Source organism: Thauera aminoaromatica (genome assembly GCF_000021765.1).
Classification (GTDB): domain Bacteria; phylum Pseudomonadota; class Gammaproteobacteria; order Burkholderiales; family Rhodocyclaceae; genus Thauera; species Thauera aminoaromatica.
In genome coordinates, this window is sequence record NC_011662.2 from 2,928,909 (window position 1) to 2,945,973 (window position 17,065).

The 17,065-nt window shown below is 70.8% G+C and carries 13 protein-coding genes and 1 tRNA gene; 5 read left to right on the top strand and 9 right to left on the bottom strand.

All coding sequences use genetic code 11. The features are described 5' to 3' along the window. Window positions 1-3 precede the first annotated feature (3 nt). The 6 genes from TMZ1T_RS12900 to TMZ1T_RS12925 all read right to left on the bottom strand — a co-directional run bounded on the left by TMZ1T_RS12900 (window position 4) and on the right by TMZ1T_RS12925 (window position 6,889). Window positions 4-942 (bottom strand): DMT family transporter, encoded by a 939-nt coding sequence (locus TMZ1T_RS12900; protein WP_012585621.1) that lies wholly within the window; start codon window positions 940-942, stop codon window positions 4-6. A 66-nt stretch (window positions 943-1,008) separates the two neighbouring features. After that, the gene (locus TMZ1T_RS12905) at window positions 1,009-1,824 is read right to left on the bottom strand and encodes a Rossmann-like domain-containing protein (protein ID WP_012585622.1); all 816 of its coding nucleotides are present in this window, start codon (window positions 1,822-1,824) and stop codon (window positions 1,009-1,011) included. Further along, window positions 1,811-2,956 carry an ISAs1 family transposase gene (locus tag TMZ1T_RS12910; RefSeq protein ID WP_012584185.1) on the bottom strand — a complete coding sequence of 382 codons (1,146 nt, stop codon included), beginning with the start codon at window positions 2,954-2,956 and terminating at the stop codon, window positions 1,811-1,813. The genes TMZ1T_RS12905 and TMZ1T_RS12910 overlap by 14 nt, the downstream gene beginning before the upstream one ends. 357 nt (window positions 2,957-3,313) lie before the next feature. Continuing rightward, a complete protein-coding gene (locus TMZ1T_RS12915; protein WP_012585624.1) occupies window positions 3,314-5,059 on the bottom strand; it encodes a VWA domain-containing protein in 1,746 nt (581 codons plus the stop codon). A 10-nt stretch (window positions 5,060-5,069) separates the two neighbouring features. Further along, window positions 5,070-6,503, bottom strand: a complete 1,434-nt coding sequence (locus TMZ1T_RS12920) for an AAA family ATPase (protein ID WP_012585625.1) — start codon at window positions 6,501-6,503, stop codon at window positions 5,070-5,072. Beyond that, entirely contained in the window at window positions 6,503-6,889 is a 387-nt protein-coding gene (locus tag TMZ1T_RS12925; protein WP_004315811.1) for a DUF2237 family protein, read from the bottom strand. Before TMZ1T_RS12925 ends, TMZ1T_RS12920 begins: the two co-directional genes overlap by 1 nt. 210 nt (window positions 6,890-7,099) lie before the next feature. On the opposite strand from TMZ1T_RS12925, the gene TMZ1T_RS12930 reads away from it, so the two are divergent. From TMZ1T_RS12930 to TMZ1T_RS12950, 5 genes are all read left to right on the top strand, one after another. Further along, entirely contained in the window at window positions 7,100-7,714 is a 615-nt protein-coding gene (locus TMZ1T_RS12930) for a response regulator (protein WP_004315810.1), read from the top strand. 27 nt (window positions 7,715-7,741) lie between these two features. Beyond that, entirely contained in the window at window positions 7,742-10,309 is a 2,568-nt protein-coding gene (locus TMZ1T_RS12935) for a sensor histidine kinase (RefSeq protein WP_012585626.1), read from the top strand. Beyond that, the gene (locus tag TMZ1T_RS12940) at window positions 10,306-10,674 is read left to right on the top strand and encodes a response regulator (protein ID WP_012585627.1); all 369 of its coding nucleotides are present in this window, start codon (window positions 10,306-10,308) and stop codon (window positions 10,672-10,674) included. Before TMZ1T_RS12935 ends, TMZ1T_RS12940 begins: the two co-directional genes overlap by 4 nt. A gap of 14 nt (window positions 10,675-10,688) precedes the next feature. Continuing rightward, window positions 10,689-11,069, top strand: coding sequence for an Hpt domain-containing protein (locus TMZ1T_RS12945; protein WP_012585628.1), 381 nt, complete (start codon window positions 10,689-10,691; stop codon window positions 11,067-11,069). Between the two features lie 94 nt (window positions 11,070-11,163). Then, window positions 11,164-11,254 (top strand) — tRNA-Ser (locus TMZ1T_RS12950). A 336-nt stretch (window positions 11,255-11,590) separates the two neighbouring features. On the opposite strand, the gene TMZ1T_RS12955 is transcribed toward TMZ1T_RS12950, so the two are convergent. From TMZ1T_RS12955 to TMZ1T_RS12965, 3 genes are all read right to left on the bottom strand, one after another. Then, window positions 11,591-12,373 (bottom strand): hypothetical protein, encoded by a 783-nt coding sequence (locus TMZ1T_RS12955; RefSeq protein WP_004315804.1) that lies wholly within the window; start codon window positions 12,371-12,373, stop codon window positions 11,591-11,593. A 201-nt stretch (window positions 12,374-12,574) separates the two neighbouring features. Next, complete coding sequence (locus tag TMZ1T_RS12960; protein WP_012585629.1) at window positions 12,575-14,008, bottom strand: efflux transporter outer membrane subunit; 1,434 nt, start codon at window positions 14,006-14,008, stop codon at window positions 12,575-12,577. Next, window positions 14,005-17,058 carry an efflux RND transporter permease subunit gene (locus tag TMZ1T_RS12965; protein ID WP_012585630.1) on the bottom strand — a complete coding sequence of 1,018 codons (3,054 nt, stop codon included), beginning with the start codon at window positions 17,056-17,058 and terminating at the stop codon, window positions 14,005-14,007. The genes TMZ1T_RS12960 and TMZ1T_RS12965 overlap by 4 nt, the downstream gene beginning before the upstream one ends. Between the last annotated feature and the right edge of the window lie 7 nt (window positions 17,059-17,065).

Sequence of the window (17,065 nt, forward strand, 5' to 3'; positions counted from 1 at the left end):
GGCTTACGCCGCCTGGCGCCGCGCCGCCGCGCGGGTGCTCACCAGGATGCCGCCGACGATCAGCAGGAAGGCGATGCCATGATAGGGGCGCGGCCATTCGCCGATCACCGCGGCGGAGAACACCGCGGCGAAGAGCGGGGTGAGGTTGTAGAAGATGGCCGCGGTGGCCGGGCCGGCCTCGGCCACCGCCACGCCCCAGGAGCGGTAGGCGATGATCGAGGGGCCGACGGCGATATAGACGATGGCCGCGACCAGGCCCCACGACCACTGCGTGGGCCCGGACGGGAACACGACGTCGCCCGCCGCGGCGGCGGCCACCGCCCACAGCACGCCGAAGACGCACTGGGCGACGAGGAACTCGGCCCAGTTCCACTTCGGCCGCGCCTCGCCCGCCATGTGCGCGGGCGGGCGCGCGAGCAGCCAGCTGTAGCCGGTCCAGCCAAGCATGGCGAGCAGCATGAGCAGGTCGCCCTCGACGAACTCGATGCGCGCGATCGCGGCCGGGTCGCCGCGCGACAGCACCAGCGCCACCCCGACCAGGGAGAGCAGCGCGCCGAAGACCTGCACCGGGCGCGGGATGACGCGGTAGAACACGGCGCCGATCAGCATCATCCATACCGGCGCGCTGGAGGCGATCAGGGTGACGTTGAGCGGCGTGCTGGTGCGCAGCGCCATGTATTGCAGCGCGTTGTACGCGCCCACGCCGATCAGCCCGAGCACCGCGAGGTGGGTCCAGCGCGCGCGGATCTGCGCACGTGCCGCCGGCGTGCCGAGCGCGCGCCAGCCGAGCGGCAGCAGCAGCACGAAAGCGAGCATCCAGCGCACCGCGTTGAGCCAGAGCGGGTCCATGCTGCCGATGGCGAGGCGGCCGACGACCGCATTGCCCGCCCACAGCAGGGGCGGCAGGACGAGGAAGAAGACGAGTCGGGGAGTCAGGTGCATTTGGGGGGGTCGATCTTTATTGTTTTGCGGGCAGCGTGGAGGCTGCCCGCACGCGAGGCCGCAACCTTAGCGGTTTTCCGGCAGGCCTGGCCAGTCCGCCGCGCCGAGCGCGAACTTGTAGGCGAAGCCGCTCCAGGACTCGCCCCGGCGCAGCACGTCGATGAAGCCGGCGCGATCGGTGATCCAGCTCCCGCCCACCACGGTGACACCGCGGGCGAACAGCGGATCGGGCAGGCAGCCGGCGCTCGGGCCGATCAGCACGATGCGCCGCGCATTGCGGCAATGCGCGAGCATGTCGTCCACCGTGTGGTTGAGCAGGATGGTGCTGGTCGACAGCACCTTGTTGCAGTCTTCCAGCGCCGCGGCGTCGAGGGTGACGCGGTAGCCGTCGTAGTGGCCGGCATAGTCGGGGTTCAGCTCGATCACGGTGAGCTGCGCGCCGGCAGCGGTGACCTGCTTCAGCAGCGGGGTGAACAACCCCACCATGCCGACGTGGTCGCCCGCCTGCGGGTCGATGCCGCCGATCGAGTCGGTGGCGCGCGGCGGCGCGAAGCCGATGCGCTCCATCACCGTGCGCGACAGCGCGTTGGCCGCGGCGAAGCCGAGCGTGCGGCGGATCTCCGCGTCGCCCCCCGCGCCGGCGGCGGGCGCGGCGAACTCGCGCGCGAGCTGCAGCGCGTCCATGCCGACGATGGTGTGCGGGTCGTCGGAGGCGGCGAGCCGCGGGAGGATGCCGCCGAGCAGCACATAGGAGAGGCCGAGCGCGCCGTCGTCGAGCTCGAGCGCGCAGAACTCGCCGTTCTTCGATGCGGCCGCCTCCGGCGGCGGCAGGTGCAGGGCCAGGGCTCCCGCAGCTACGCGTTCATCATCAATCGTCGTCATCCTCGTCTGGTGGCTCAAAGCCCAGCAGCGCAGCCCGAAACTCATCGGACGTCGCGGCCAGCAGTCGCTTGGTTTTGATGCTCGTCTTGATGGACTTATCGAGCCGGATGAGATTGAGCGCCATGTGGCGCACCAGCGCCAGGTTGTGGGCAATGTGACCGATGCGTCCGCGTGCGTAGTCGTCACCGAACTGAACATCCAGACACCAGTGCAGCCGATTCTCCACTTCCCAATGACTTCTGATCGCCACCGCAATGCGCTCGGCGTCGGCCGGCAGGCTGCTGATGTAGTAGACGCGCTCGGTGCTGGTGCGCTCGCCCACCGTTCGCACGCGCTCGACGACGGCAAAGCTGGCCACGTCCTTCCAGGCCTCGGCCTTGTGGAGCCGATCGGTCGCATCAAAGGCCGTACAGCGTCGCACCTCGATCCGTCCATGGCCGGTGCTCGTGGTTTCATGGGTCGAACTTGGTGTCAGCGGACCGCGCGGATCGATGTCGGCGAACATGATCGAGTCGAGCAGCTTCGGGTGGTTGTCCTTCACGCACAGCACGTAGTGGGCACCTCGCTCACGGATGGCGCGTGCGATCTTGGTCTGCGTGCCCATCGCATCGATGGTGACGATGCAGCCCTCGATGTCGAGCACCTTGAGCAGTTCGGGGATCGCCGTGATCTCGTTGGACTTCTCCGCCGTCGCCGTCTGGCCCAGCACCACGCCCACGTTGGCCGCAAACGCGCTGACCAGATGCAGCGGCGCAGCGGCCGCCTTGCTCGTGGTACGTCGGCTCGACTTGCCATCGATGGCGATGACCTGGTCTTTGCCCACTGCCGGAATGATGCCGCCGACCCAGGTGCGAAAGGCCTGTTCGAACTGTTTCGGATCGAGCAGCGCGAACACGCGCTCGAAGGTGTCGGGCGAGGCCACGCCGTAGTCGAGCCGCAGAAAGCCCCTCAGCCACGGCACTTTGGCGCGCCCCCACTGCGAGATCTCCTCGAAGTCGTCGGCGCCGCTGAGCACCGCGCACACCGCCACGGTGAGCAGTTCGCTCAAGCGGTGCCGCGTCTGTTGCGCATTGCGCCAGTCCTCGAGGCCCTCGAAAACCTCCACCATGTCGGCCAGCTTCCCTATGTCCATCGGTCGCCCAAAAAGACAGGAAGCTACACAAAAACACCGATTGTGAACAGGGGTATGTCAAGTGACTGATCGTGAACGAGTTTTTGAGGTGGTCAACGACGAATGGGTAGCTGCGGCAGCCCTGGGTGCAGGGCGCGCACGCGCGGGATCGGGCAGCCGGCGGTGGCGCGTTCGAGTTCGGCGATCAGGTCGGTGGCGAAGCTCATGATGGACAGCGGCGCAAGGCCGGGCGGTGGGGTCGGGCGAGCCTACCACGACGGCACGCCCCTGCAGGAGCGCCGCAAGGCGCGAATCCGGCCGCGGGAACGAGACGCGCGGGGATTGCCCGAAGGCCGACGTTCGCGGCGTGCGCCGCTCCTACAACCGGTCGCCGCGGTGGCGGCCGGCACGGATGGCAGCGGCAGCCGCCTCGGGTGTGACGGTGGCGGCACGGTTCTCGGGGGTGCGCAGGGCACCGGGGAAATAGTCCGCGGTGAGGTGGCTGGAATGCACCGGCGAGCCACCGCCGGCAGCAAGGGTCGGGGCGTTCGCGCCGGCGCCATCGCCACGCCGCTTGTCCGCGTCGGCCCCACCCGGCTTGTCCGTACCGCCTCCATAGCGCCGCCAGTCGCGCACCCAGTGGATGTCGTCGGCGAGTTCGAGCAGGCCGATGGTCTCGCGGTCGCCGATCAGGATGCCCTGCACGCGCAGGCCGCGCTCGCGGCGGGCGGCCTCGACGCGGGCGGCGAGCGCCGGGGTGGCGCCGAATTCGCCATCGGACGCGATCAGCAGGTCCGCGAGCTGCCAGCCGGCTTCGTCGAGGCGGGCGAGCGCACGCTCGAGCGGGGCGCAGATGTCGGTGCCGCCGCCGAAGCCCTGGCCGAGGAAGCGGGCGAGCCGGCCGACGCCATCGACATCGACGCCGAGCTCCATCTCGACCACCTCGTCGGGCCCGCCGAAGGCATACACCCGGCAGGCGCGGCGCCGGGCGTGAGCGCAGCGCACCGCCTCCAGCACGACCGCCTTGGCCACCGCCTCGGCGCCCCCCTGCATCGAGCCCGAGGTATCCACGCACACCAGCATCGGCCCCTGCTCCAGGCGCCGTGCCGGCGCAGGGCGCTGACTGGGGCGCAGCACCGGCGCCGGGCGCAGGCAGTCCTCCTGCAGGTGGTCGTCGTCCTCGTAGGCGAGCAGCGTGCGCTCGGCGCGGCGCGCATGCCAGACCAAGCGCAGGCGCGGATGGCCGAGCAGCGTCGCCTCGGCCGGCAGCATGCGCGCGATCCGGCCCGAGCGCTGCACGCCGCGCGTTTCGCCGGGCAGGTCGGGCACCCGCACCCGGTGCGAGACGCTGCGCTGTATCTCGGTGTGCTCGACCACGGCGTGCAATGCCCGGCTGGATTCGGCGTCCTCGTCGGTGGGGCAGGCGCGGCCGAGTGCGCGCAGGATGCGGGCGAGCTCGGGCAGGCCCTCGATCAGCGCGCGGATGCGCAGCACCTCGCGCCAGTCCGTGCTGCGCAGCAGGCCGCGCAGCGCATCCCAGCGGGCGTTGTCGAGCAGATCGCCGAGATCCCCGAAGGCGCCGACCAGCTCGTCGATCTCGCCGCAGCGCTCGGCCCAGTCGGCAGCGAAGGAATCGAGCGCCCTCGCCTGCGCCGCGGCCTCGGTATCGCCGCGGTCGCGGTAGTCGACGATCAGGTCGAGGTGGAAGAGCAGGCCTTGCAGCACGGTATCGACCAGCGCGGGCTGGTCTGCACAGTAGGCGGGCAAGCCCAGGCCCCGGAAGACCTCGCGCACGGCCTCCTGCACCTCCGCCTCGGGCCAGGCCGCGCAAGACCCGGGCAGGCCGCCGGCGAGCAGCGCAGCCCGCCAGGCTTCGAGCGCGGCGAGACGGCCCGCGAGTTCGCCGCCGGAGTGGGTCATGCCACCGAGCCACAGCGGACGCGGCAGGCGATCGAGCGGCGCGAGCACGGCTTCGAGCGCCTCGAAGAGCCGGGGGACGGGTGGAGCCTCGGCGGCCCGGGCGCGGTCCGGCGGCAGCGGCGCGGGCGCGCTGTCGGCCGCCGCGGAGGCCGATTGCTGCGCGACGGCGGGCGCCACGCCGGAACCTGCATCGCCGGTCGCCATCACCCCCGCCTCACTCCGGCAGCGGGTCGTGCTCGACCGGCGCGGGCGCCGCGCCTGCCTGCTCCAGCCGCGGCAACGCCTCGAAGCCGGCACGCGCGCTGCGGGCGCGGACCTCGAGCCCGGCCAGTACCGCATCCACCGCGTCCAGCCCGGAACGCGCGCAGGCGACGAAGGCAGGGTCCGCCCACAGCGCCTGGTCCGCCCATGCCTCGAGCGTCGCAAGCTGCGCGCCGAGTTCGCCGCGATACGCCGCGAGGCGCGCGAGCACGCCGTCGAGCTGGGCCGTGCGCGCACCGATGTGCAGGCTGCCATAGCGCCGCATGCGCGCGGCGCTCATGCGCAGCGCCGCCGCCCCGCCCTTGGCGTCGCCGATCGAGCCGGCGAGCTCGCCGGCCTGCGTCGCCACCGGGTCGATCGCCGAGAAGCGCAAGCGCCCACGCTCGTCGTAGTCGAGATCCCGAGCCTCGCGCTCGGTGGCGAGCTGAGCCTCGAAGGCTTCCACCACCCGCGTGATGCGCGGCGGCGACCAGACCTCGCGGATCCCCAGACGCGCCGCCAGCCAGTCCGCCACCGCCAGCCGCGTGGGCTCGTCGGCAGCGACGCAACACGGCGCCAGGCCCAGATCCCACTCGCTCGCCGCCGCCCTGCCCTCGCTCGCCGCGGCCACGCGCAGCAGGTGGGCGAGCTTGACCCAGCGCCGGTCGGATACATACACCCCACGCCCCGCCAGCCAGGCCCGCAGCTCGCCGAGGCGGTCGAGCACCGCCGCAGGCAGTGCGCAAGCGGCGGCAGCCTGCGCCAGCGCCGCGCGGTCGGCCTCGTCGAGCTGCAGTCCGGAAGGCGGCGCGAGTACTTCGGGCGACCCCGGGCGATCCTCCCCGAGCAGCCACCGAAACCCCTCCGCGCTCACCGGTGCCACGGTCAGGCGCAGCAGGAAGCGGTCGAAGAAGGCCTCCGCCACCTCGTCCTCGGGGACCTGGTTGGTCGCCCCCACCACGCTGATCAGCGGACAGCGCAGGCGGCCCGCGCCGTTGTCGAACTCGCGCTCGTTGAGGAGTGTCAGCAGCGCGTTGAGGATCGCGCTGTTGGCCTTGAAGACCTCGTCGATGAAGGCCACCGCCGCATCGGGCAGGAAGCCCGCCACGTGGCGCTCGTAGCGGTCTTCCTCGAGCGCGCGGATCGACAGCGGGCCGAAGAGCTCCTCCGGCACGGTGAAGCGGGTGAGCAGGCGCTCGAAATAGCGCGCATCGCGAAAGGCCAGGTGGATGCGGCGCGCGAGCGCGCTCTTGGCCGTGCCGGGCGGCCCGATCAGCAGCGAGTGTTCGCCCGCGAGCGCGGCGAGCAGGCTCGCGCGCAGCACCTGCCGGCGTTCGACCAGGCCCGCCTCGAGTACGGCGAGCAAGCCGGCGAGCCGCTCGCGCAGCGGCGCGCGCGCACTCGCCATCAGGCGCTGGGGCCGTGCGCCGCGCCGTAGGCGTGGGCCTTGAGGGTCTCGAGGTCGATCACGCGCAGCGCCGCCTCGTGGGTGGCCTCGAGGATCACCGGCGGCGCCACGCCCGCCTCGAGCGCCTCCTTCCAGCGCAGCGCGCACAGGCACCAGCGGTCGCCCGGCTTCAACCCGGCGAAGCGGTACTCCGGTCGCGGCGTCGACAGGTCGTTGCCCGCCCGTCGCGAGAACTCGAGGAAGGCCGCATCGACCTTCACGCAGACGACGTGGCGCCCGAGGTCGTCCTGCCCGGTCTCGCAGCATCCGGTGCGGTAGAAACCGGTCAGGGGGGAGTAGCTGCAGGCGAGCAAGGCTCCGCCCAGCACGTTCTTCGAGGTGTTCATGGTCGGCGATCCGGAAGTCTTTCGTAGCGGCATCGGCGAACGCCCGCGGCGCCCGCGGCCCACCGCGTCCGGATCATTGTAGCGGCCCGTCCCGTGCGCGGAACACCCCCGCCGGGTCGAGGCCCGCACCCTTGAAATTCCTTTCGCATCGCCACGTCAGACTGCCATAATTCTGGTACTTTTAACTTTTCCCTCGAATCGCAGACGCCCATGGCTGGAAAGTCCGACTCCAATTCCGAGTTCATCAGCACAGCCCAGGCAGCACGCCAGCTCGGCCTGTCGCTCGGTGCGGTGCAGCAAATGGTCGAAAGCGGAACGCTGGCAGGCTGGAAGACCGCCGGCGGCCACCGCCGCATCCGCCAGGACTCTGTCGACGCCCTGCTCGCGCATGCGCGCTCGCCCTCGGCACCGATGCGCAGCAACCGTGAGCGCCTGCGCGTGATGGTGGTCGAGGACGACCGACTGCTGCAGAACATCTACCGCGAGACCTTCCTTACCTGGAGCCTGCCGCTCGACGTGCACCTGATGGAGCACGGCCTCGATGCGCTCGTCGAGGTCGGCCGCGAGCCGCCCGACCTGCTCATCGCCGACCTGCGCATCCCGGGCATCGACGGCTTCGAGATGATCCGCCGCCTGCGCGACAACCCCCTGTCGAGCGACATCGCCATCGTCGTGGTGTCCGCGCTCGGTCCCAAGGAGATCGCCGCGGCGGGTGGACTGCCGGAGGACATCACCGTCTATCGCAAGCCCATTCCCTTCCACGAGCTGCACGGCTACGTCCAGGCGATGATCTCGATGCGCCGCCGCGCTCGCCACCCGGGCTGAGCGCCGCCTGCCCCGCGAGCCTGCTCGATGGAGACCCCTCGCGCGATCCGCGGGATGAGCCTGCGCGCCAAGCTGATCGCGATCTTCATCGCGATCAAGGTGGTGCCGCTGGTGCTGCTCGCGGTGTTCGCCTGGAAGGCGGCGCACGATCTGGGCCGGCTCGTCACCGAGCGCGCGATCACCATGTCCGACGTGATGCGCGACACCCAGATGCGCACCGGCCAGACCGCGATCGACGACGCCATCGACGCACTCGACGACCGCTCGCGCGAGGCCATCGAAACGCTCACCACCGCCACCGCGCGCAGCATCGCGCAGTTCCTCCACGAGCGCGACGGCGACATCCGCGCGGCCGCCAGCCTGCCCGCGGACGCGGCTGCCTACCGCAGCTTCGTCGACACCCGTGTGCGCAACATCGAGGAGCACGGGCCCTACGCGCTCGACGCCGAGGGCGAGCGCTGGGTCGAGCGCGACCCGCAGCCGCGCGAGCTCGCGTTGGTGCGCGCGCCGCTGCCCGACAACTCCAACAGCTTCCATTACCGCGCACCCGACACCCACATGCGCGGCACCCCACGCCCGCTCTTCCTCGAGATCACCTTCATCGACCGCGACGGCCACGAGCGCATCAAGGCGCTGAGCGAGACCGGCCGCCAGGTCCTCGACCCCGGCCTGCGCGACATCACCCGGCGCGAAAACACCTTCGTGCGCGCCGAGACCTACTGGCCGGCACTGAAGGCCCTGCGCCCCGGCGAGATCCACGTCTCGCGCGTGATCGGCGCCCAGGTGCGCACGCACTGGATCGGCGACTACACCCCCACTCGCGCGCAAGCCCTCGGCAAACCCTTCGCCCCCGAGGACTCCGGCTACGCCGGACTGGAGAACCCGGTCGGCAAGCGCTTCCGGGGATTGATCCGGTGGGCGGCCCCGGTGCTGCGCCAGGACAGGATCATCGGCTACGTCACGCTGGCGCTCGACCACGCCCACCTGATGGCCTTCACCGACACCCTGCGGCCCACGCCAGAACGCTTCGCCCCGATCGCCGACCCCGCCTCGGGCAACTACGCCTTCATCTGGGACGACGAAGGCCACAACATCTCGCACGCGCGCGACTACTTCATCCACGGCTACGACCCTGCCACCGGCGAGCGCAGCGTGCCCTGGCTCGACCGCGAGCTCTACGAAGCCTGGCGCAGCAGCGGACGGTCCTGGCCGACCTTCTCCGCCGCCCTGACGCCTTATCAGGACCAGCGCCTCACCCGGGAGCCCCACCCCGAATCCACCGCCTCGGGCCTGGTCGCGCTCGACTGCCGCTACCTCGACTTCTCGCCGCAATGCCAGGGCTGGCACGACATGACCGAGCACGGCGGCTCGGGCTCCTTCACCATCCTGTTCTCGGGGCTGCGCAAGCTCACCACGGTTGCCACCATCCCCTACTACACCGGCCAGTACGGCAGGACGCCGCGCGGCTTCGGCTACGTCACCATCGGCGCCAATGTCGACGACTTCCACCGCGCGGCCACCGAATCGGGCCAGCGCATCGGCAAGATGATCGGCGAGGCCGACGCGCTCACCCAGCACGAGCGCGACACCCTGGTCGGCGACATCGCAGACCAGCTGCGCGGGACCACCACCCGCCTGGCCGCCTCCACGCTCGCGATGGTGCTCGCGGTGATCCTGATCGCGATCTGGATGGCCGGACTGCTCTCGCGCCGGATCACCCACGTGGTCGATGGCATCCACCGCTTCGAGCAGGGCGACCTCGACCAGCGCCTGGCCGCCGCGGGCGGCGACGAGCTCGCCGAACTGGCCCGCGCCTTCAACCGCATGGCCGACACCGTGCAACGCTCGATCCGCAGCCTGGAGGATGCCCGCCACACCGCCGAGCAGGCCAACCGCATGAAGAGCGAGTTCCTCGCCAACATGTCGCACGAGCTGCGCACCCCGCTCAACGGCGTGATCGGCTTCGCCGAGCTGCTCAGCATGGAGCTCGAGGACCCCGAGCAGCGCGAGTGCGCGACCACCATCCACGACAGCGCCCGCCACCTGCTCGCGGTGGTCAACGACGTGCTCGACCTCGCCAAGGTCGAGGCCAACCGGCTCACCCTCGTCGCGCAGACGATCGACCTCGTCCCCCTGGTCGCCTCGGTGGCCGCGCTGCACAAGGTGAACGCCGAAGCCAAGGGCGTGGACCTGCGGCTGGATCTGCCCGCCCATCCGTGCATCGTGGACGCGGACCCGGTGCGCCTGCGCCAGATCATCGAGAACCTGCTGTCGAACGCGGTGAAGTTCACCCGCGAAGGCCATATCCTCGTCGGCCTCGCCGCCGCCGCGGACGAGATCTCGATCCGCATCGCCGACACCGGCTGCGGCATCGCTCGCGACGAGCAGGAGCGCGTCTTCGCACCCTTCTACCAGGCCGCATCCTTCCTCAACCGCGGGCACGGCGGCACCGGCCTCGGACTCACCCTGTCGCGTCGGCTCGCCCACCGGATGGGCGGCACGATCGATCTCGACTCCGTCCCCGGCAAGGGATCCACCTTCACCCTGCGCCTCCCGCGCCACTTCACCGCCCCCGCGGGCGGTCCTCAATCATGAACAAGCTCGCCTTCATCATCGACGACAGCGCGGTCAACGTCGCGGTCGCCCGCCTGCTGCTGCGCCGGCTGGGTTGGGTCGTGGAGGATTTCGACAGCGCCATCCCGATGCTCGCGCGCCTCGCCGAGGTGCAGCCCGTCTTCATGCTGCTCGACATCTCCATGCCCGACCTCGGCGGAGAGGAAGCCTGCAGGAGGATCCGCGCCAATGCCGCCTGGAACGGCGTCCGCGTCATCGCCTACACCGCCCACGCGATGGAGACCGAGCGCCAGCGCTACCTCGCGGGCGGCTTCGACGCCGTCATCACCAAGCCGATCACGATCGGCGGGCTGCACGCCGCGGTGGGCCACGCACCGAACGACTGAGCTGCGAGACCGACATGCCCCCCCACACGCCCGAATCCACCTCCCACTTCGACCTCGCCGCCCTGCGCAGCGACATGTCCGAGAGCCGCGCCGCCGTGCGCGTCGTGCTGGAGACCTTCGCCCCCTGGCTGACCGACACCCGCCAGCAGCTGCGCGCGGCCATCGAGAGCGCTGAAGCCGAGCCATTGGGTCGCGTGGCCCACCGCCTGCGCGGCGCCCTCGCGCAGCTGCGCGCCGCGCCGGCGGTGGCCCTGGTGAAGAAGCTCGAGGCGCACTGCAAGGCAAATCCCGAAGCCTGCCTCTCGCGGGACCATGCCTTGCTCGCCGAACTCGACGCCGAACTCGATGCCCTCGCCGCGGAAGTCGCAGCACAGCTCGAAGCGCTGCGGCGGTGAGGAGTACCGATTCCGGACGGGCAGCACCCGGCGCCCCGCGCACAAAAAGCGCTTTCTAATCCGCGCCCCTGCGGCTATAATGCCGCGCTTCACCGGACAGGTGGATGAGTGGTTTAAGTCGCACGCCTGGAAAGCGTGTTTGGGATAATATCCCAACGCGGGTTCGAATCCCGCCCTGTCCGCCAGAACACCTGCAATCAAGCGCCTTTCGGGGCGCTTTTTTGTTGCGCTACACGATTCAACCGTCGTCCCGAAGACCCTCGAGCGGGCATCGCCTGTTCGCGGCGGTGCAGGTTCGCCCGCATACGGCACCGTCGCCTTGCGCGCACCGGGTTGCCGAACTTTCCCCCCTCCCGCTCAGCGCGCCGGGCTGCTGAGCGAGGCGGCGATGAACCCGTCGATCGACGTCATCGCAAGGGCGAAGACCGGATGGACGAGGGACGGTCCCGGCGAAACTCCGGCGCGAGCTGACGCCCCATGTGATCGGCCCCCGATCGCAAGTTCCGCCATCCATGAACCGCTCAGGCGAGCCCTGCCCCCTGGAGGACCGGCTTCCAGCGTTCCTTGGCGATCTTCCTGAAGCCCTTGCCCTTCGGGTGCAACTCGTTCGCCCAATCCTCTTCCGCGAGCGTACCCCGGCTGTCGACGATCCGCAGATGCGCCGGGTCGCCCATCGCGATGCGCCCGAGCATGGCGTGGAACGCATCGATGAGATAGCGCACGCAGTCACGCTGGAGCGCTTCCGGCACGCCCGCGTCGACCAGCGCCGGCTTGAGCCAGCCGGCCTTGCCCGCGACGCCGCGACCATCGGGAATCGCATAGTCATACGAGTGCATCAGGATCAGGCAGTCGAGCGAGGTATGGGTGTAGATCAGGCCGATCAGGCGCCGGTAATGATCGTCCATGCGCTCCAGGAACTGACCGAGCCCGCCGTCCCCGCTGCGGAAGCAGTCGGCAGCCGACTGCGCGCCGCTGCAGTCCAAGGCGAGCAGGGGCCGCATGTCGTTGAACCCCGCGAAGTCGTTGCCGCCACCGCTGATGAACACCGCCGACAGGCTGCTGCCATATCGACGCAGCGCACCGGTGATCCGGTCCTTGTACTTGCCATCGACGTAGTCGAAGGCCTCCGCCCCGTTCATTCCCTGCGCGAGGATGGTGTGCTCCTTCTTCTCGACGATCGGTCCGAGGTAGCTGATCAGGCTGCCTCCGGGAAAGGGATACCAGAACCAGGAATCTCCAATCGCCAGGATGCTCGGCATCACCAGCGCCCGCTGCATCGCGGCTTCATCCCAGTATGCGGCCATGTCGCGCTCCTCTCGAGAAGATCCATCCGTCCTCGCCGGGAAGCAGCTTCGCATATCCCGACCACCATCGACGCCATCCGCTTTCAATCAAGGTGACAGGTGAGCAGATGTCAAGACACGCGGACGGACGTGTCCGAGGGAACACCGCAGCCTTCGAAGCTCCGCTGGATCGTCGAGGGCGCAGCGTTCGACCGGCGCCAGCTAGGTGTTCGACGCACTCGACTCCGCCGCTCCACCCCCCAGCGCCCGATAGAGCTGCACCACCGCCTGCTGCGCACCACGCGTGGCCTGCGCGAGGCCGAGCTCGCTGTCGAAGAGCTGGCGCTCGGCGTCGATGACCTCGAAGTAGCTGGAGATGCCGGCGAGGTAGCGCGCCTTGCTCACGCGCAGGCGCTCGCGATTGGCGTGCACGAGGCGGCGCGTGGCCGCGCGCTGCTCGGTGAGGCGCTCGAAGGCGACGAGCGCGTCCGCGACCTCGCGGAAGGCTTGACGGATCGTCGCCTTGTACTGCTCGACCAGGATGCGCTGCTGCGCCTCGGCCACCTCCACGCCGGCCTGCAGGCGGCCGCCGTCGAAGAGCGGCAGGCCGAGCGTCGGCTGCAGCGACCAGGCGTAGCGGTCGCTGTCGAAGAGCTGGCCCAGGTCGGTGCTGGCGAAGCCGAGCAGGGTGGTGAGCGTGATGCGCGGCAGGAAGGCCTTGCGGGCCGCCTCCACGCTGGCGCCGGCGGCGCGCAGGTTCTGCTCGGCGGCGCGAATATCCGGGCGGCGCTGCAGCAGCTCCGCAGGCAGGCCGGCTTCGAGCCGGGCGGGCGTACGCAGCTCGTCGAGCCGGGCGCTGCGCGCGATCGGGCCGGGGTTGCGGCCGAGCAGGATGGCGAGCGCGTTCTCCGTCTGCGCGATGCGGCGCGCCTGGTCGGCGAGCGCCTGCTCGGATCCAGCCAGCAGGGATTCGGCCTGGCGCACGTCGAGGATGGACGACACCCCCTCGTCGAAGCGCGCGCGCGTCAGCCGCAGCGCCTTGCGCCGACCGTCGAGCGTGCGGCGGGTGATCTCGTGCTGGGCGTCGAGATCGAGCAGGTCCAGGTAGAGCGAGGAGACCTGCGCGACCAGGCTGGTGCGCACACCGTCGGCGAGCGCGGCGCTGGCGAGCACCTCCCGACGCGCGGCCTCGCTGCGGGCGGCGAGGCGGCCCCACAGGTCGATCTCCCAGGCCGGCATCGACAGCCCGACCACGGCGTTCTCCCCGATGCGGTTCGCGCGTGGATCGAAGCCGGGCATGCGCTCGCGTGCCACGGATGCGGCGGCATCGACGCCCGGAAACAGCGCCGCACGCTCGACGCCGTACTGGGCGCGGGCGAGCTCGATGCGCTCGATCGCGATGCGCAGGTCGGCGTTGGCGGCGAGCGCCTCCTCGATCAGCGCGTGCAGTTCGGGCGCGGGCAGGATCTCCCTCCACGGCTGCACGCCCAGGCTCGCGGCGGCCTCCGCCTGCGCCACCTCGGCCTGCCGCGGCCAGCTTGCGGGCACAGGCACGTCCGGCCGCACGAAGGCGGCTGGCTGGCATGCCGCCAGCAGCAGTGCGAGCGCGGGCAGCAGGGCGGACCGCGGGCACCCGGGCAGCGACGCGCGTCTCATCGCCCCGCCTCCGCCTCGTCGCCGCGGATGCGGAAGAAGCTTGCGTACAGCAGCGGCACCACCACCAGGGTGAGTCCGGTGGCGAAGATGAGGCCGAACATGATGGTCACCGCCATGCTGCGGAAGAAGGGATCGACCAGCAGCGGCGCCACCCCCAGCACCGTCGTGACCGCGCCGAGGAAGACCGGGCGTGCCCGGCTGGCCGACGCGTCGAGCAGCGCGAGCAGGCGCGGCTTGCCCTCCCGGATCTCGACGTCGATCTGGTCCACCAGCACGATCGCGTTCTTGATCAGCATGCCGGTGAGGCTCAGGAAGCCGAGGATGGCCATGAACTCGAAGGGCGCCTGGAACAGCAGCAGCCCGATCGCCACCCCCACCACCGCCAGCGGCACGGTGAGCCAGATCACCGCGGTCTGGCGCAGGCCATTGAACATCACGATCACCGCCACCACCATCGCCGCGAAGCCGAAGGGCGCCGCCGCGGCCAGGCCGGCGTTGGCCTCGACCGAGGCCTTGTGCTCGCCGTGCCACTCCAAAACATAGCCTGGCGGCAGCGTGATGGCCTCGATCTGCGGGCGCAGGCGCTCGAACAGCGGCGCGGACAGCTGCCCTGCGGGCGGGTCGCACTGCGCCTTGATGGTCGGGAAGCGGTTCTCGCGCCGGATCAGCGCGTCCTCCCACACCGTGTCGACGCGCTCGACGAACTGGCTCACCGGCACGCACTTGCCGGCGGTCGCACTGAAGACCTGGGCGTTGCCGAGATCCTCGACGCCGCCGCGCTCGTCCGCCGGCGCGCGCGCCAGGATGGGGATCAGACGCTCCTTGTCGCGATACACGCCGATGTTCTGGCCGACGTAGGTGCGCTCGAGCGCGGCGGCGATGTCCGAGGGCAGGACGCCGGCGCGCTGCGCGGCCTCGACCGAGAAGTGCGGGCGCACCACTGGCACCGCCTGGCGCCAGTCGTCCTGGATCGCCACCGCCCCGGGGTCGGCGGCCATGATCGCCTTGGCCTCTTCCGCCAGCCGGCGCAGCATCGCCGGGTCGGGGCCGCGGAAGGCGGCCTCGATCTTCTTGCCGCCGCCGCGGCCGAGCATGAACTTCCACACCTTGACGCTGGCCTGCGGGAAGGCGGCCTCGAGCTCGGGCTGCAGGCGCTCGATGAGGCCGGCGATGTCCTCGAAGCGCTCGACATCGACCAAGAGCTGGCCATAGGCCGGGTTGGGGTCTTCCGGGCTGTAGGTGAGCATGAAGCGCAGCCCGCCCTGGCCGATGAAGCTCGTCACATGGCTCACGCCCGGCGCCGCGCTCACCTTCGCCTCGGCCTCGGCGACCACGGCGGCAGTGGTTCGGATGTCGGTACCCTGCGGCAGCGCCAGGTCGACGACGAACTGCGGCCGCGCCGAATCGGGCATGAATCCCGGTGGCACGTGACCGAAGGCGAGCACGCCGGCGGCGAGCAACCCCAGCAGCACCACGCCGCTCGCCACGCGCCGGGCCAGCACGCCCTGCAGCAGGCGGCGATAGGCGCGCAGCAGGCCACCCTCCCGCGCACCCGCCTCCACCTTCACCTTCAGGAAGGCGGCGCACAGCAGCGGCGTCAGCGTGATCGCGAACAGCCACGACAGCAGCATCGAGTACAGGATCACCCAGAACAGCGAGCCGGCGTACTCCCCCATGTCGGTGGGCGACAGGCCGATCGCGCTGAAGGCGAGGATGCCGACCACGGTGCCGCCGAGCAGCGGCCACACCGTCCCACGCACCACGGCACCCGCAGCCGGGCCCACCGCCTCGCCCTTCTGCATCCGCACCAGGATGCCGTCGGTGACCACGATCGCGTTGTCCACCAGCATGCCGAGCGCGATGATCAGCGCGCCGAGCGAGATGCGCTGCATGGCGATGCCGTCCATCCACATCGCGATCAGCGTGCCGGCCACAGTCAGCACCAGCACCGCGCCGATGATCAGCCCGCTGCGCAGGCCCATGAAGAGCAGCAGCACCACGACCACGATCGCCACTGCCGCCACCAGGTTGTCCACGAAGCCCGCCACCGCGGCGCGCACAGAATCGGACTGGAAGGAGACCACGTTCAGCTCCATGCCCACCGGACGCTGGCCTTCGAGCTCGGCGAGGCGGCGCTTGACCGCGTCGCCCATCTCCACCACGTTGCCGCCGAGCACGTTGGAGATGCCCAGTCCGATCGCCGCCTGGCCGTCATGGCGCATCAGCACCGCGGGCGGGTCGACGTACTCGCGGCGGATCTCGGCCACGTCGCGCAGACGCAGCAGGCCGCTCGCGGCGTCGCCCGCCACCACCAGCTCGCCGAGCGCCGCCACCGAGACCACGCCGTCCGCCGGCTGGATCTGCAGGCGCAGCGGGCCGGCATCGACCGCACCGGCGGGCGCGATCAGGTTCTGCGTGCGCAGCGAGGCGTAGATGCGCTCGAGCGGCACGCCGAGCTGCGCGGCGCGCGCGCTCGAGACCTCGACGTAGATCGCCTCCCTGCGCTCGCCCAGCAGCGCCACCCGCGCCACGCCCGGCACCAGCACCAGCTCGCGGCGCAGCAGGTCGACGTAGTCATAGAGCTGGCGCGGGCTGTAGCCCTCGCCGGTGACCGCGTAGAAGAGCGCGAAGACGTCGCCGAAGTCGCCCTTCACCACCGGCTCGGCCGCACCCGGCGGCAGGGCGCGCGCGGCCTCGGCGATCTTGCCGCGCAGCTTGTCCCACACCTGGTCGAGCTCGGCCTGGGTATGCGAGAAGGCGAGCCTGGCCTCCACCTTCACCAGCGACTCGCCGGCGCGCGACACCGAGACGACCTCCTCCACCTCCTGCATCTGCTGCACCGCGCCCTCGATGCGGTCGGTGATCTCCTCGGCCACCTGCGCCGGCGAGGCACCGGGGTAGGCGGTGACGACCACCGCCTGGCGGATGACGAACTCCGGATCCTCGAAGCGGCCGAGGCGCTCGTAGGCCAGCCAGCCGCCCGCCAGCACCAGCAGCGTGGCCACCCAGGCGACGACGGACTTGCGGATCGTGTACTCGGCGATGTTCATGCGCGGA

Bases quoted from the DNA above. Each gene is read 5' to 3' on its own strand.
- TMZ1T_RS12940 (WP_012585627.1), top strand. From the start codon at position 10,306: ATGAACAAGCTCGCCTTCATCATCGACGACAGCGCGGTCAACGTCGCG.
- TMZ1T_RS12900 (WP_012585621.1), bottom strand. From the start codon at position 942: ATGCACCTGACTCCCCGACTCGTCTTCTTCCTCGTCCTGCCGCCCCTG.
- TMZ1T_RS12920 (WP_012585625.1), bottom strand. From the start codon at position 6,503: ATGGCGAGTGCGCGCGCGCCGCTGCGCGAGCGGCTCGCCGGCTTGCTC.
- TMZ1T_RS12905 (WP_012585622.1), bottom strand. From the start codon at position 1,824: ATGACGACGATTGATGATGAACGCGTAGCTGCGGGAGCCCTGGCCCTG.
- TMZ1T_RS12915 (WP_012585624.1), bottom strand. From the start codon at position 5,059: ATGGCGACCGGCGATGCAGGTTCCGGCGTGGCGCCCGCCGTCGCGCAG.
- TMZ1T_RS12910 (WP_012584185.1), bottom strand. From the start codon at position 2,956: ATGGACATAGGGAAGCTGGCCGACATGGTGGAGGTTTTCGAGGGCCTC.
- TMZ1T_RS12945 (WP_012585628.1), top strand. From the start codon at position 10,689: ATGCCCCCCCACACGCCCGAATCCACCTCCCACTTCGACCTCGCCGCC.
- TMZ1T_RS12930 (WP_004315810.1), top strand. From the start codon at position 7,100: ATGGCTGGAAAGTCCGACTCCAATTCCGAGTTCATCAGCACAGCCCAG.
- TMZ1T_RS12935 (WP_012585626.1), top strand. From the start codon at position 7,742: ATGGAGACCCCTCGCGCGATCCGCGGGATGAGCCTGCGCGCCAAGCTG.
- TMZ1T_RS12955 (WP_004315804.1), bottom strand. From the start codon at position 12,373: ATGGCCGCATACTGGGATGAAGCCGCGATGCAGCGGGCGCTGGTGATG.
- TMZ1T_RS12960 (WP_012585629.1), bottom strand. From the start codon at position 14,008: ATGAGACGCGCGTCGCTGCCCGGGTGCCCGCGGTCCGCCCTGCTGCCC.
- TMZ1T_RS12925 (WP_004315811.1), bottom strand. From the start codon at position 6,889: ATGAACACCTCGAAGAACGTGCTGGGCGGAGCCTTGCTCGCCTGCAGC.
- TMZ1T_RS12965 (WP_012585630.1), bottom strand. From the start codon at position 17,058: ATGAACATCGCCGAGTACACGATCCGCAAGTCCGTCGTCGCCTGGGTG.